This window comes from Streptomyces sp. NPDC086147, from assembly GCF_040702165.1.
In the GTDB taxonomy this organism is placed as follows: Bacteria; Actinomycetota; Actinomycetes; order Streptomycetales; family Streptomycetaceae; genus Streptomyces.
The window spans coordinates 1-14,659 of the sequence record NZ_JBFBJO010000031.1; the positions used below are offsets into that span (position 1 = coordinate 1).

Sequence of the window (14,659 nt, forward strand, 5' to 3'; positions counted from 1 at the left end):
GGAACCTCGCCCACGCTGTCAGCACTACCTTGGATGCGAGAGACGCGACAGGAGCGTGGGAGGTAAGTAGCCCGCAGCGAACCGTGCCTGACAGGCATCTACTGATTGATCAGGGGCTCTGCAGTATCCGCGGCGATCAACCGGCCGTTCTCGATCATCAGCCGCTGGTTGACGTTACGGAGTGCCTGCATGGCAGTCTCTGCTTGACGGCCGGTTGCGAGTGCTGCGTCTCGTTGCGCGCGCAGTTCCTCCATCTCCGAGTCCCGCGGCGAGGGGGCGTTCATGCCGTCGCGGAGGCGGGCACCCAGGTCGTTGGCGCGTAGCGTGCGTAGCTCGTTCTGGATCTCGTGAAGGGTCCGTTGCAGGGCGGCGTTCTGTTCCAACAGCATGCGGTTTTCGACTTCGAGTGCTGCCTCCTTACGGGCGGTTGCAGTTGCCGCAGCTCGTGACGGATTCTGAGCGAGATGGGCGCGGACGGCCTCGGCTGCGACTTTAAGATCGCGGCGGCGTTGAAGGTACTGTGAGTTGACGGCGACCCGCCGGGTGATCTCCGCGTCGGAAAGGGCCTGGCGGCTCTTGCGCATCGCGGCCAGGACGGCGAGGACCCGCTGTCGGCATTGTTCGCTGTCGGCACGGCGCCGTTGAACGGCGGCCGCCCTGCCCGCGTCGAGGACTTCGGCCCGACGGGCGGGGATTGGCGCCCGACCTGGTTGCCTGTGCGGGGTGGCCGGGCGCGTCATCCCGTCGTCGATTCGGTGACGATCGGGTCGACGGTCGGCTGGTCTAGACGCTGCTGCCCGGCCAGAATCGCCGCCACGGGGATGACGGTGAGAAACCAGTCTCTGGTGTGGAGCCAGGATTCCTACGTGGTCCTTTTCTCGGGAGTGAGGGAGCTGATGTCGGCTTCGCATTTGCCGACGCGTTCGTCGATCTGCTGAACCTCCTGGCGCAGCAGCTCCAGGCCCGCCGCGTTCAACGGCCCCGCGGTAAGCACGCCGCCGTAGGCGCTCTCCAGCGCAGCGAGCTGCTCCGCCTTCCCGGCGCGCAATTGGCGCAGCTCGGGCAGGTGGGTGAAGTCGGTGGTGTAGAAGGTGCAGGAGAAGCAGCCGTTGTACACCGGGCAGCCGTGCCCGTCGGCGCGGAGCTGGGCATAGGTGTGCCGGAGGGCGTAGGGGAGCACCCGTGCCGGGTCGAAGGGCTTACCTTGTTCGGCGGTCACTGCGAACTGGTCGAGCCAGGTCTGAAGCCAGTAACCGATCGTGCTGCTGTCGTAGGGCCGCTCGCCGAGCGCGTTGGCGCGGGAGCGGCGCGGGGTGGGAAACAGCACCGTGCAGGTCGAGCGGGGCCGTCCGTCTTCATGGAACAGGTGCGGGGAATGGCGCCGCAGGTGGTCCTGCTGGCAGGTGATGACCTGGCCGTCGCTGGGATGGAGCGGGAGTTTGTGCCGCCGGCGGACCTTTTGCATCGGGCCGGCGGCGCACCGTCCCGTCCGGGTCCTCCACGTCGATGTCGTGCCACTGAAGGCAGTCGAACACCAGGTGAAGGGTGGATATCCGAGTTCAAGGAGCGCCTGGCGGTGGCCCGAGCCGCCCTCGGCGTCAGCACTGAGGACCACCAAGACGCACGTCCCTGACCGCGAGCTCGCTCTCCCGCACAACCCTACGACTGCTTGACAACGACGATTGGGAATCAGTCACAGCGTCTCGGATCCTCAGAGGGGCCTTGACCCCAGATGTTGAACACGTCTATGCGGCTGGGGTCAGGGTAGTTGCTGCTGGTCGGAGGGCGTTCTCGTAGGCGATCGGGGACCGCTGGCCGAGGCGGGAGTGCCGACGGCGGGTGTTGTATCGGGTCAGCCAGCGGAAGGTGTCGAGTCTGGCCTCACGCTCGTTCGGCCAGGCCTTCCTCCCTTTGAGTGTCTCCCTCTTGAAGGCGGCGTTGAAGCTTTCCGCGGCGGCGTTGTCGGCGCTGGAGCCGACCGCACCCATGCTCTGCTGAACCCCTGCTGACCTGCAAAGTTCGGCGAATGCTCTACTCGAATACTGGGATCCGTGGTCGGTGTGCATGATTGCTCCGGCGAGGCTTCCGCAGGTGCGCTCGGCGACCGTCAGGGCGTCGATAACGAGTTCCGTCCGCATGTGGTCGGCGATCGCCCACCCGGCCAGTCGGCGTGAGGCAAGGTCGATGACGGTCGCGCGGTAGAGCGGCTTCGAACCGCTGACCGGCAGATAGGTGATGTCGCCGACGTACTTCATGTTCACCTCGAACGCGAAGAAGTCACGGCCGATCAGGTCCGGTGCCTTCGGCGCCGCCCGGTCCGCGAGGGTGGTGCGGTGCCGGCGGCGCAGACGCACCCCTCGAGCCCGATGGTCCGCATGATCCTCGCGACGCGCTTGTGGTTCACCACCGGGCCACCCTCCTCGCGGAGCTCGGCGGTGATCCTGGGGGCGCCGTAGGTGCCGTCGGAGTCCTGGTGGACCTTGCGTATCCGGGCCGCGATCCCGGCCTCGACGGCATGCCGGGCCGCCCGTGCGGCCGCGGTGCGGCGCCAGTAGGAGAAGCTCGAGCGGGAAAGCCCGAGGATGTCGCAGAGCCGCTTCACGCCGTGACGGCGTTGGTGGTCTTCGACGAACTGGCAGCGGTTCACCAGCGCGTCTCCGTCGCGAAATACCGGGCCGCCTCGCGAAGGATGTCGCGTTCTTCCTCCAGCTCACGGATCCTCTTGCGGGCTGCGGCCAGCTCCGCCTGAACGTCGTCACCGCCGGCCTGCGCAGGGATCGGCGGCGTGGAGTGGGCGCCGGGCCGGCGGCCGTCGGCGACCCGGATCCAGTTCCGCAGCGTCTCGGTGTTCACCCCGAGATCAGCCGCGACCGACCTGACCGTCGCTCCCGGCCTCGACCGGTACAACGCGACCGCGTCCGCCTTGAACTCGGCGGGATAGTGCTTCATCCCCACAGGGACTCCGTTCTCCTGGACCATCAAGATCCAAGTCTCTCCGGTGTCCAAAATCCGGGGTCAAGGCCCCTCCCTCCCGGGGAACGCGCCTTCGCGCAGCTGAAGTCTTGGCGCATCCTCCGCCGGGCCCGATGCTCCACCCGCCGCATCGGCACCATCGTCCAAGCCGTCCACACGCTCCTGACCTGCAGCTAATCAGGATGAAAACGGCTCTATGATCCTGTGAGCCGTTCTCGTTGCCGTCCGGTTATCTCTCGCCCGGCCTGTTCTCGCGCACCGGGCGTCACACGACTGCGCCGAATCATTTGGCCGGGGGTCGTTACATTCCATGGATGGTTGCATGTGGAGACCGGTGAAATCGGTGACCTGAAATTGTCCTGAAAGTGTCGGAGGCTGGAGCATGGGGTGAAGCCCCTGCCGCATCATTCGTTGCAAATCGACCCTCGCGGGCGTCAGGGATGAGAAAGTGGTTCGATGAGATGCGGGAGTGTCCCGTGTGAAATCTGTGTCAAATGGAATTCGGGCACTCATAGATTTTTCCTCCCCCTTTGCTCTGCGAAGATGCGGGTGGGAAAGAAGTGGTTTGCGCAGCTCAGATGCCCAGTCTCGCTGTTCCGGTGCGGGGTTCGAGTGATCGAGCGAGAAGGGGATGGGGATCGGAATAATCGGATCCGCTTGCCTCTTCCGTCCTCAAGGGCAATTCTTGGTCGTGCGAGCAGGACGCTCAGGTGTCACGCCGAAAACGTGGTGCTTGCTGGCCGGATCCACCTATGGGTTTCGATGTGCTGTCCCTGCTGCCAACCGTGATCTTCCCTTCGAGGGGGTCTTTCTCTTGCCTGCCACCGAGTTCATCGACCGTGTGGGAACGAACATTCCCGATCACCTCAGTGCCAATGAGTTCTTGTCACTGGCTCGGGAGGGGATGATCGAGGAAGGACATCTGCGGAGTTTCGCGCTGGCGGAGTTTCAGTCACAAGAAGCGGAGTTCACCGCCTATGGCCTGCTGATCTCTCGGTTCCCGCACGAGGTCCCTGGCGGATTCTTTTCCTTCGTCACGGGCGAGCTGATGAAGGCTCGTCAACGCATGGTGACCGGCCTGGCGCCCGCGTTGGGGATGTCGGTCGACCGGATGCGCCGGGAGCCCCGGCTGGAGGCTGTACGGCGGTTCACCGAATTCATCTCGTGGGTCGCCCTGCACGCCGGAGCAGGGGAAGCGGCCCTTCTGGCCCGTACCGACTTCACGCTGTGGTGCAACTCCTGCGCGGTCCTCGCCGACATCCTCGCCGAAACGGAACAGGTGCCGGAGGCCATGGTGGCGTACGTCGACGCCTACCGGGACAACCCGCCGGAGGTGGCGGACGGCGTCCTGGAGGTCATCGAGTACGGCAGGGAACATCACGAACCCGACGACTGGATCACCCGCAGCGCGGTGCGGATGGAGCCAGCACTGCGGGACTGGTGGCGAGCGGTCGCCGTACTCGCCTGAACAGCGCCGTACCACGACTGGACCGGAAGAGGACACAAGGCCGTACAGGGGAGTGACATGGGCCGCGAAGTCGGACGGGTGGCATTCACGGAGCAGGACCACGCACAGTTCCGGTCCCGTTTGACGGAGTGCCTTTCCTTGCTGGGGAAAGCGGTGACCGACCCCGATTTCGGGGCGGAGCCGCCCACACTGGGGGCGGAGCTCGAGTTCTCCCTCATCGAGCTGGACGGCCGTCCGGCCCCGGTGAACGCGGCTGTCCGCGAAGCCGCCCAGGACGACTTGCTCACCTTGGAGGTGGCCCGTTTCAACCTTGAGGCGAATTTAACGCCGGTTCCGGCGCGAGGACGCCCCTTCACCGCCCTGGCCGCACAGGCCACACGGACACTGACAGGGATCACCACCGCGGCACCGCGGCACCGAGGGGTCACAGCGGTCCCGATCGGGACCCTGCCCACCCTTACACCGGCCGACCTGACGGCGCAGGCACTGACCGACCTCCCGCGCTACCACGCGCTGGAGCAGGCCTGGAGCCACCGCCGCTCCGTGCCCTTCGACCTACCTGTGGGGGAACGGGGCCTGCTCAGGGCGGAGTCCGTAGCGGTCCAAGGCGCGGCATGCTCCTGGCAGGTACATCTGACAGTTGCCCCGTACCTCTTCCACCGCGCTTTCAACGCCGCTCAGCTCGCCACCGGACCGGCCCTGGCGGCTGCGGGGAACTCCCCCTTCCCGCTGGGCCGGCCCGGATGGCAGGAGGCCCGCATTCCGGTGTATGAACACGGCTTCGGCGACCGCAGTTCCCCCGGCTCCGGCCCCCGGCGTCCCCGGGTCGGGTTCGGTCCCGGATGGATGCGGGGCGGCCCTCTCACGGCGTTCGAGGTGGCCACACGCCATTACGACGTCCTGCTGCCGGAGGTCTCGCCCGCCAACGACCACGACGCGACCGGCCACTGGCCGGCGCTGGAGGAACTCCGCCTGCACCTGAGCACGGTGTGGTGGTGGAACCGGCCGGTGTACGACCCCCTCGGCCACCTGCGGATCGAGTTCCGGGCCCTCCCGTCCGGACCCACACCGCTGGATATGGCCGCGAACGCCGCCTTCCTGGTCGGCCTCACCCTCTTCCTGACAGCCGATGGGCGCGACGTGGCCCAGGAACTTCCGTTCACCCTCGCCAAGACCAATTTCTACCGCGCCGCGCGCGACGGCCTGCACGCCTCCCTATGGTGGCCCTCGCCCGGAACGGCACCACGCGAGTACAGGGCCGGGACCCTGGTCGAGGAGTTGCTGCCGCGCGCCCGGGAGGGACTGGCACTCCTCTCTGTGGCCACAGACGAGGCCGATGGCCTGCTGGACCTGCTGCACCACCGGGTCGCGACAGGCCGTACGGGCGCGTGGTGGCAACAGCGCACGCGCGAGGCGCTGCGCAGACGCGGGACGGCGGAGGGGAAACCCGCAGAACGAATGACGGGGGGAACCGCACGGCCCAGCCCACCAAACACCCCACGGTCCGAGCGCGAACGAGACTCCGCCGAACTGGCGGAACTGACGGTCCACTACGCACAGCTCGCCGCAGGAGCCACGCCGGTGCACACCTGGAAACCACCCACCCTTCCACTCCGGAGCCACCGATGAGCCCGATCCCGCTCCCGTCCGCCACCGATCTCCAGGTCGACTTCCCCTTCGACTACGCCGCGCACGTCGGCGACGGCCGACGTATGGGGCGACTACCCGAGGAGATCCGAGGGGCGCGCGTCGCTATCGTCGGCGCCGGCGGCAGCGGGCTGGCCGCCGCCTACGAACTGTTACGGGCCGGCTGCCACCCCGTCCTGTACGAGGCCGAGCAAAGCACGGACGGGCCGGGCGGCCGACGCCTGGGGGGACGCATGTACAGCCGCCGTCTCCGTGAAGAGGACAGCGCCGTCGTGGAACTGGGCTGCATGCGTTTTCCCGACTCGGCCACCCTGCTACGCCAATATGCCCGGACCTTCGGCGTCCGCATGGAGCCGTTCCGCGACAACTACGCCGCCCCCGTCACACCGCTGACCGTGCTGGACGTGGACGGCGTCCAGTACCCGGCCGCGAAGATCCAGGACCTTTACGACCGGCACGACGACTTCCGCGAGGTGCATACGCACTGGCAGCGCGTCCTCGCCCGGATCGGTCTCCCGCAGATCCTGCGGGACCTGGCCGCGCGTGACCTGGTCGCGGCGCGACGTCGCTGGAACCAACTACTCATTCAGTTCGAGTCCTGGTCCTTCTATCGCTTCCTGCGCGAGCCGGACGGTGCGGGTCTGACCCACGACCAGGCACGGCTCCTGGGTACCGCGGGAGTGGGACCCGCCGTCTGGGACTCCTTCTTCGAGATCAGCGTGATCGAGATCCTGCGACTGCTGTTGTGCACCGAAGGCAGTGACACCCTGTACGCGCCCGACGGCATCAGCCGGCTCGCCGAAGGCTTCTGGACCCGTCCCGTCGTCGACCCGCGCGGACGGACGCGCAGCCTGGAGGAGGCGAGCGAAGGGGCGCCGCGACCCGCCGTACGTCTTCTGGAAGTCGAGCCGGACGCGGCGCGCGGTGTGGTGGTGCACGATGCGGACGGACGGGAGGAACGGTTCGCTGCAGTGGTGTTCACTCCGCAGCTGCGCCTCCTGGAGACCGGGGTGGAGGTACGCTCCACCGACCCGCGCGTCCCCGTCTTCGGTCCCCGGTTGTGGAGGGCAATACGCCGCCTCTCCTACTGGCAGTCCGCCAAGACCGCCCTCGTGGTGGAACACCCGTTCTGGGAGGCGACGACCATGGACGGCGTCACCCTCACCGATCGGCTGCCGCGCGCCGCCTACACCATGGACTACGGGCCCGCCCGCGGCCCCGGAGGCCGCCGGGGCGTGCTCGACCTCAGCTTCAGCTGGGCCCAGGACGCCCTGAAGGTCGCCCCCTCCGACCTGGAGGAGAGGGTCGCCCTCTTCGTCCGCGACCTCGCCGAGATCCACCCCTCGCTGGCGGACGAACTGCGTGCCCAAGTCCGCACGGGTGAGGCGGTGACGGTGTCGTGGGAGAACGAGAAGAACTTCCGCGGCCTGTGCCGCTGGTCCTGCCCGGGTGACTACCCCTACCAGCGGGACCTCTTCGCCCACTTCCTCAAGGACTTCACCGGTTCCCCGGCCATACCAGGCGAACCGCCCAACGCCCTCTACCTGGCCGGCGACGACACGTCCTGGTCGCCCGGCTGGCTCGACCACGCCCTTGCCTCCGGTCTCAATGCCGCCTGGGGAGTACTGCACCAGCTCGGCGCCCGCCCTGAGCCCGGCAATCCGGGCCCCGGCGACGTCTGGAGCGACCCTCGCTACACCCCACTCACCGCCCCTTGAGCGGCAACGCCCGGCCCACGCCGCCCGCCCCCGTACCTGTCCCGCCGTGTCCGCCGCTCCGGAGGTATTCGTGCGCACACCCCCCGACCGAGAGATCCTGTTGCGACCTGACCGCCTATGGGACGGGATCGCAGACGCCCCCGTCGAGGGACTGGCCGTCCTCGTACGCGACGGCCGCATCGCCTCCGTCGCGCACGACCTCGTCCCGGGTCCGGAGGCAGACGTGCTCGACATGCCCGGCTGCACGCTGTTACCCGGATTCATCGACTGTCACGTCCACCTGCTCGACGAAGGAGCGGAGACCAGACCTGCCGCGTACCAGACCCTCACCGCCGTGCCCGTGCTTCGCACGCTGCTGCACAACGGGTTCACCACCGTCCGGGACCTCGGCAGCGCCCACCTCCCCCTCAACGTGTCACTGCGCGACGCGGTCGAGGACGGCCTGATCGAGGGACCGCGCATCCTCGCGGCACCCAACATCCTTTCTCCGCATGGCGGGCACGGCGACAAGAAGCCCGATCTCGCCCAGCGGTACGGCCATCGGATCGGCACCCTCGCGGAGGGCGTTGAGGGGCTGCGCCGCGCGGTACGCGAGCAGGCCCGCTCGGGAGCGGACTGGATCAAGTTCGCGGGCGGTGGCGGATTCTCGTCACCAGTGGACAGCCCCACCAGCACCTCCTACTCGCGCGTCGAGGTCCACACCATCGTCGCCACCGCCGACGACCTCGGCCTGCCCTGCGCGGCGCACGTCTTCACCGACCGCGCCGTCATGCGCTCCGTCACCGCAGGAGTGCGCAGCGTGGAGCACGGCTGTTTCGCCACCGCACCCACCTACCGGGCCATGGAAGAAGCCGGCACGTTCCTGGTGCCCACCCAGTACGTGCAGACCTACTTCCTCGACCGGCTCGACGACGACGCCTTCTGGGGCGGCTCCATGGTCTTCGCACGCGAGAACTACCGCGAACATGCCGCGGCGCTGCGCGAAGGACTCCTGCGGCCCGCCCGGACGAATGTGAAGACGGCGTTCGGTACCGACGCCGGCATGTTCCCGCACGCCGACAACTGGCGCGAGTTCCCCACCCTGATGGACCACGGCTACACCGCTCTGCGCGCCCTGCGGGCAGCCACGAGCACCGCGGCCGACCTCCTCGGCCGGCCCGACCTGGGCGCCGTCACCCCCGGGGCCACCGCCGACCTCGTCGCCCTCGAAGGCGACCCCTTCCAGGACATCACCGCCACCGGACGCGCACGGCACGTGATCCAACGGGGCCGTCCGGTACGCCGGTAATCGGCCGCTTCCCTCCGAGGCGAGCCGTCCGTCTCCCTACATACCCGCACCCGTAAAGGAGAACATCATGAAACCTGAGCAGCTTGTCGAAGCGATGAAACCGGACGTCGAACGGTTCGTCAGCGGCAACAGGATCGTCGAACTGGCACGCTCCGGACAGATCGGTCCCGAGCACTTCAGGAGGATCCTGCTGGCCGAGTACCAGTGTCAGGAGGCCGAGCTGTCCACCTACGCGCTCCTGGTGGCCCGGCACCGCCACGAGATACCCGCCACCATGTTCTCGTTCGTTCAGCACACCATCGCCACCGCACGCGGACTCCTGCGCGAAGCAGCACCGTCCGTCGACATCCCCGGCCCCGACATCCCGCCGGTCCCAGTCGACCAAGGGCTCTTCCGCGTGGTACGGGACCTGACCTGGATGGGCACCCAGGCCGGCCCCGCCGAAGCCGCCCTCTACCTCCACACAGACCTGTCGACCTGGTGCACGCTGTTCTCCCGCATCATCGAGGCCTCACGAGAACTACCCGGTGTCCCGGTCCCCGTGCTCACCTACATGGAGTCGTGGGGCGACAGGCCGCCCCCGGAGGTCGCCGAAGGAACACTGGAGGTCCTCGAGTACGGTCTGGCCCAAGGCGAGGAACCCGCCCGCGTCCTGCACACCGCCCGGCAGCTCGGAACGCTCCTCGACCCGTACTGGAGCTACGTCGCGGGTGGTTGAAGAGCAGCCGCTCCTACCAGCCAGGCCTCCCCGATCCGCGTGACTTCATCCGCACGGCCTTCGTCGCTGCCCACCGACGCGATCCTGCGTCACGACCCCGGACGGCGCGACTTCACGAGCGACAACTGCTCGGGCGCCCACCCGGAGATCCTCTCCGCACTGCTCCTCGCGAACGGTGGACACCAGGAGGCCTACGGAAAGGACGACTACACCACTCATCTGAAGGACACCTTCCGCCGTCATTTCGGACCTGTCGCCGAAGTCTTTCCGGTCTTCAACGGCACCGGAGCGAACGTCGTCGCGCTGCAGGCCGTCACCAGCCGATGGGGCGCGGTCGTCTGCGCCGACCGGGCCCACGTGAACCAGGAGGAGGGAGGGGGACCGGAGCATGTCGCGGGACTGAAGCTGTTGGGGGTCCCCTCCTTGGACGGGAAGATTGGGCCCCGTGCGGTGGAAGCGGTGCTGCAGGCGTCGGCGGACGAGCACAGTGCCCGACCGCAGGTTCTTTCCCTGACCCAGGCCACGGAACTGGGAACCTGCTACACCCCGGAGGAGATCCGCGATCTCGCCGTGCGCGCCCACGCGCACGATCTCGCCGTCCACATGGACGGGGCGCGCCTCGCGAACGCGGCCGCGTCCCTGGGCGTCCCCCTGTCGGCCTGCACGACGGACGCGGGGGTGGACATCCTGTCCTTCGGCGGAACCAAGAATGGTCTCCTCTTCGGCGAGTGCGTGGTGGTCCTCGACCCGTCCCGCGTCTCGGGCGTGGCCCGCCTGCGCAAGCGCACCACGCAGCTCGCCTCCAAGATGCGCTTCCTCTCCGTCCAGTTCGAGGCGCTCCTCGGCGGAGACCTGTGGCACCGCAACGCGGCTCACGCGAATGCCATGGCGAGATTGCTGGGCTCCCTCCTCGCACGGGTGGAAGGAGTGAAGGTCGTCCGGCCGGTCGAGGCCAACGCCGTGTTCGTCATTTTCTCCGGAGCCGTTCCGGCCGCGCTCTCCGGACGGTATGACCTGCGCCCCGACGAGAAGAACCGGAACGAAGTGCGCCTGATGTGTTCGTTCGACACCACGGAAGAGGACGTCCGGGACTTCGCCGCAGCGGTGGCGCGGGCGGTCGATGTGCGTGAGAAGGATTTCCTTCGGCCATAGGTCTGGGAACGGTTGCCGGGTGGGGAACCCCGCCCGGCAACCGGCGCAAGAGGCGTCTGTCGGCCGGCTGGGGCCGGGCGTCACCCGGCTGGCTCCCTCCCGCGGTCCTCGTCCTTGTCCGGTGTCCTGAGGGCGGGAAGGAGACCGGCCCCCCTCAGGAACCGGAGATTGGTGTCGATCAGCCGTGCGTCGACGGGCGGGCAGACGACACCGCTTCCGGTGAGCGCGTCCTCGGTGTTGTCCCGGCCGAAACGTGGAAACGTGCCGGCGAAGTACATCTCCGCGATCGAGACGGTGGAACGACGCGCTGGTTCGGTGAACATCGGAACGTACGGGGCCAGGGGATGCTCGGGATCGCGGGCTGTTAGCTCGGCCATCTGCCGGGTCCAGGTGGAGTAGGGCTGCTCCCGGACCCGGTAACCCATGGCACGCAGCCGCTCCACCAGCAGGTGCAACAACGCGGGGCGGGGATTGGCGAGGTGGTGGACGCGACCCTCGCAGGGCTGGTGGGTGAGGATGTGGACCACGGCGGCCGCGGTGTAGTCCACCGGGATGAAGTCCAGAAGCAGAGGGGCGTCCGGGGCCGTTCCGGTTTCCGCTACGGTGCGGAAGAGCGCGCACATCATGGTGCCGGTGTTCCACGTGCCGCTGTCCGTGGCACCTGTGATCTCGTGGGGCCGGTGAATGGTGACCGGAAGTCCGCGCCGCGCCGCCAGGGAGACGAGGCGTTCTGCGACCCATTTGGTCTCGGTGTAGCCCTGGGAGAGCAGTTCCGGATGGGCCAGAGGGGTGTCCTCGTCCACCCGCCGCACACCGGCGAGTCCGGAACCGGCGATGACGCTCATGCTGGAGACGTGGTGCACGGCCTTGAGCCGCCGTTCCGTCGCCAGGGCCAGGACGGTCCGGGTCCCCTCGACATTCGCAGCGGACAGGGCCTCGTATGGGTAGGCGAAGTTGACTTGGGCGCCGTTGTGGAGGACGACCTCCAACTCATGAGCGAGGTCGTCCCAGGTTCCGTCGTCCAGTCCGAAATGCGGCAGACCCAGATCGCCGGGCACCACCGCGATACGGTCCGCCCAGCGGTCGGGGTCGAGGCCGTAGTGCCGCAGTCGGCCCCGCAGACGGGCGAGGCCCTCGGCACCGTCGCGAGCGCGCACGAGACAGTAGACGCGCCGGACACCGGACGCGGCGAGGCGGTCGAGCAGGTGGACCCCGAGGAAACCGGTCGCTCCCGTCAGCAGCACGGAACGAGGGACCTTCTCCTTGTGACGTTCCGTCGGGACACCGTCGGCGGTGGGCGCGTCGAACCGCAGGGCCGGGTCCAGAACGGCCTCGGTGGCGAAGTCGACCGGAGTGTCATGGGTGGCGTCCTCGGGCGCATGGCGCAGCTCGGACGCCCGCTCCGTGAACGCCGCCAGAGTGGGGTTGTCGAGGAGGACCCGGAGGAGGTCACGAGTGAAGGCCGACCGGATGCCGAGACGTTCACGCACGACCGCGGCGATCCGGGTTGCCTGGAGTGAGGTACCACCCAGGGCGAGGAAGTCGTCCCGGCGCCCGACGCCGTCGACGCGGAGAAAGCGGCGCCAGACCTCGGCGACAACCTCCTCGTTCTTTCCCTGGGGGCCTTCGGCGGTTCCCACCGGTTCCCGGCTCGCGCCGTGTGTGAGTTCCCGCAGCCGACTCCTGTCGATCTTTCCGCTGCTGTTGAGGGGGAGTTCGGGTACGGGGACGACGCGCGCGGGCCGCATGTGCGGCGGCAACTGCTCGCGCAGGTACTCGTCGAGTTGCCCGGGCAGGCCGTCGTCCTGTTCCGGCGCGGGCACGACGGCGGCGGCCAGGTGCTGTGAGGCGCCCTCCCCCAGGATGTCGACGGCGGACTCGTTGACCTGCGGGTGGTCGGTGAGGGTGGTCTCGACCTCGTCGAGTTCGACCCTGAAGCCGCGGATCTTGACCTGCCTGTCCCTGCGCCCGTGGAACTCGATGACCCCATCCGTCCGCCATTCGGCCAGGTCTCCCGTGCGGTACAGGCGCCGTCCCGGGCCGGGACGGAACCGGTCGGGGAGGAAGGCCGTCGCCGTCCTGGCGCGGTCGCCGAGGTACCCGAGTGCCACGCCATCACCACCGACCCACAGTTCACCGACCTCCCCAGGCTCAGCCAGGGTGCCGTCGTCCCGTACGACGTAGGCGGTGGAGGCAGCCACAGGCCGGCCGATAGGGACGCCATGGGCTTCCGGGGTGAGTGAGTCGATGACGTGCGTGGTGGAGAACACGGAGTTCTCGGTGGGGCCGTAGCCATTGAGGAAGAGGGTGGGGGCCCCATGCTCCAGTACGGCTCTCACGGCGGAAGGGTTGAGGACGTCTCCGCCCGCGATCAGGCACCGGAGCCCCGAGAACATCCCGGGACGTTGTTCGGCGTGCAGGTGGAAGAGGCCGGCGCTGAGCCACATCACGGTAATCCCGCGGTCGCCGAGCAGCTGTTCTAGGGCAGTCGGGTCGAGGAGGGTCTCGGGGTCGGGCAGGACCAGGGCGGCGCCGTTCAGCAGCGGGGCGAACAGTTCGAAGCAGGAGACGTCGAAGGTCAGATTGGTAGTGGCGAGCAGACGGTCGGCCGGTGTCAGCCGGAGGACCTCGGTTCCGCGCACCAGGCGGACGGGGCCCCGATGCGCACAGACGACGCCTTTTGGCTTGCCGGTCGATCCGGACGTGTAGATGACGTAGGCCGCATCGGTGGCGCGCCGTCGCGCTGTCCGGTTCCCGGCCGGAACGGGGCCTTCCCGTGACATGAGTTCGGTGACGGTCATCCGGGTGAGTTCTCCGGCCTGCCCGGTGCGCGCTTCCGTGTCTGCGGTGACGACCGTGCGGACGCCCGCGTCGTGCAGAATCGAGGAGAGACGGTCGGCGGGATGTGAAGGGTCCAGGGGCAGGTAGACCGCGCCGGCCTCCAGGACGGCCAACACGGCCGCGACGGCTTGCGGAGAGCGGGGCAGGAGGAGCGCGACGCGGTCCCCGTCCTCCACCCCGCGCGCCCGCAGACGTGCCGCCCCGCGCTGCACGCGATCCAGCAGTTCGCCGTAGTCCCAGACTCCTCCCTCCCACAGCACCGCGGGAGAGCGAGGATGGAGCCGGGCCTGTTCCTCGAACAGTTCGGGAATCAGCGCATCCCGGGGGTAATCGGTGGTGGTGTCGTTCCACCGCCGGACGGAGTCCGGCAGTTGGATAGGGAGCTGGACCATACGGCGCCTCGATGACTGAGGGTAGAGGGACAGTTGCCGGCGGCTGTGCCCGACCTGGGAAGCAGCAAAGAAATGCGCAATCCCCTGAGTTCCGGATGCCTGCACGACGATTCTTTTGGGGCCTACCCGGGTATCGCTATCCGATTCACTTCGCTGGAAAAATTTCCAAATCTTTTCGCCTCTTCCGGCGCACGTAAAACATGCGCAACAGTAGTTAACCTGCGATCCGTCCAGCAGGGGTCCGGAAGGGATTAACCCCCCTTATTGAGACGGTTGGGCCAGTAAGGTAGGCGATGGAGTCGGCTCTACTGCCTAAAAGATCAAAAATCGTTGCGGCAAGGTAATGGAATCTTGATAGCCCCCTTGCCCGTCCCTGTGGTTCGTGCAGTAATGGAGGGGGCCCGGCAGGTCGTGGCGTGGGCTGACGGAGATCGTCAAATGCTTACCCAGCCTTTATTCAGT

9 protein-coding genes and 2 pseudogenes are annotated in these 14,659 nt (G+C 67.9%); 7 read left to right on the forward strand and 4 right to left on the reverse strand.

Annotation, left to right across the window (positions count from 1 at the left end; translation table 11 throughout):
* Positions 1-98: 98 nt before the first annotated feature.
* From AB0398_RS32530 to AB0398_RS32540, 3 genes and pseudogenes are all read right to left on the reverse strand, one after another.
* Positions 99-584 carry a hypothetical protein gene (locus AB0398_RS32530; protein WP_366379270.1) on the reverse strand — a complete coding sequence of 162 codons (486 nt, stop codon included), beginning with the start codon at positions 582-584 and terminating at the stop codon, positions 99-101.
* Between the two features lie 278 nt (positions 585-862).
* A complete protein-coding gene (locus AB0398_RS32535) occupies positions 863-1,465 on the reverse strand; it encodes a hypothetical protein (RefSeq protein WP_366379271.1) in 603 nt (200 codons plus the stop codon).
* A gap of 280 nt (positions 1,466-1,745) precedes the next feature.
* A pseudogene (locus AB0398_RS32540) lies at positions 1,746-2,955 on the reverse strand (IS3 family transposase).
* A 75-nt stretch (positions 2,956-3,030) separates the two neighbouring features.
* On the opposite strand from AB0398_RS32540, the pseudogene AB0398_RS32545 reads away from it, so the two are divergent.
* The 7 genes and pseudogenes from AB0398_RS32545 to AB0398_RS32575 all read left to right on the forward strand — a co-directional run.
* Positions 3,031-3,150 (forward strand): annotated as a pseudogene (locus AB0398_RS32545) (IS5/IS1182 family transposase); the annotation flags it as partial.
* Positions 3,151-3,787: 637 nt separating this feature from the next.
* Positions 3,788-4,441 carry a hypothetical protein gene (locus tag AB0398_RS32550; protein WP_366379272.1) on the forward strand — a complete coding sequence of 218 codons (654 nt, stop codon included), beginning with the start codon at positions 3,788-3,790 and terminating at the stop codon, positions 4,439-4,441.
* A gap of 57 nt (positions 4,442-4,498) precedes the next feature.
* The gene (locus AB0398_RS32555; RefSeq protein WP_366379273.1) at positions 4,499-6,070 is read left to right on the forward strand and encodes a glutamate--cysteine ligase; all 1,572 of its coding nucleotides are present in this window, start codon (positions 4,499-4,501) and stop codon (positions 6,068-6,070) included.
* On the forward strand, positions 6,067-7,806 hold the full coding sequence (locus AB0398_RS32560) for an NAD(P)/FAD-dependent oxidoreductase (protein WP_366379274.1): 1,740 nt from the start codon (positions 6,067-6,069) through the stop codon (positions 7,804-7,806). Before AB0398_RS32555 ends, AB0398_RS32560 begins: the two co-directional genes overlap by 4 nt.
* A gap of 70 nt (positions 7,807-7,876) precedes the next feature.
* Positions 7,877-9,094 carry an amidohydrolase family protein gene (locus AB0398_RS32565; protein ID WP_366379275.1) on the forward strand — a complete coding sequence of 406 codons (1,218 nt, stop codon included), beginning with the start codon at positions 7,877-7,879 and terminating at the stop codon, positions 9,092-9,094.
* Positions 9,095-9,161: 67 nt separating this feature from the next.
* The gene (locus AB0398_RS32570) at positions 9,162-9,812 is read left to right on the forward strand and encodes a hypothetical protein (RefSeq protein WP_366379276.1); all 651 of its coding nucleotides are present in this window, start codon (positions 9,162-9,164) and stop codon (positions 9,810-9,812) included.
* Positions 9,813-9,851: 39 nt separating this feature from the next.
* A complete protein-coding gene (locus tag AB0398_RS32575; RefSeq protein ID WP_366379277.1) occupies positions 9,852-10,964 on the forward strand; it encodes a beta-eliminating lyase-related protein in 1,113 nt (370 codons plus the stop codon).
* A gap of 80 nt (positions 10,965-11,044) precedes the next feature.
* On the opposite strand, the gene AB0398_RS32580 is transcribed toward AB0398_RS32575, so the two are convergent.
* The gene (locus AB0398_RS32580; protein ID WP_366379278.1) at positions 11,045-14,197 is read right to left on the reverse strand and encodes an amino acid adenylation domain-containing protein; all 3,153 of its coding nucleotides are present in this window, start codon (positions 14,195-14,197) and stop codon (positions 11,045-11,047) included.
* Positions 14,198-14,659: the final 462 nt, after the last annotated feature.

What these genes read in the sequence shown, in the direction of transcription:
- AB0398_RS32530 (WP_366379270.1), bottom strand. Translation starts at nt 584, where the DNA reads ATGCGCAAGAGCCGCCAGGCCCTTTCCGACGCGGAGATCACCCGGCGG.
- AB0398_RS32535 (WP_366379271.1), bottom strand. Translation starts at nt 1,465, where the DNA reads ATGCAAAAGGTCCGCCGGCGGCACAAACTCCCGCTCCATCCCAGCGAC.
- AB0398_RS32555 (WP_366379273.1), top strand. Translation starts at nt 4,499, where the DNA reads ATGGGCCGCGAAGTCGGACGGGTGGCATTCACGGAGCAGGACCACGCA.
- AB0398_RS32560 (WP_366379274.1), top strand. Translation starts at nt 6,067, where the DNA reads ATGAGCCCGATCCCGCTCCCGTCCGCCACCGATCTCCAGGTCGACTTC.
- AB0398_RS32570 (WP_366379276.1), top strand. Translation starts at nt 9,162, where the DNA reads ATGAAACCTGAGCAGCTTGTCGAAGCGATGAAACCGGACGTCGAACGG.
- AB0398_RS32580 (WP_366379278.1), bottom strand. Translation starts at nt 14,197, where the DNA reads ATGGTCCAGCTCCCTATCCAACTGCCGGACTCCGTCCGGCGGTGGAAC.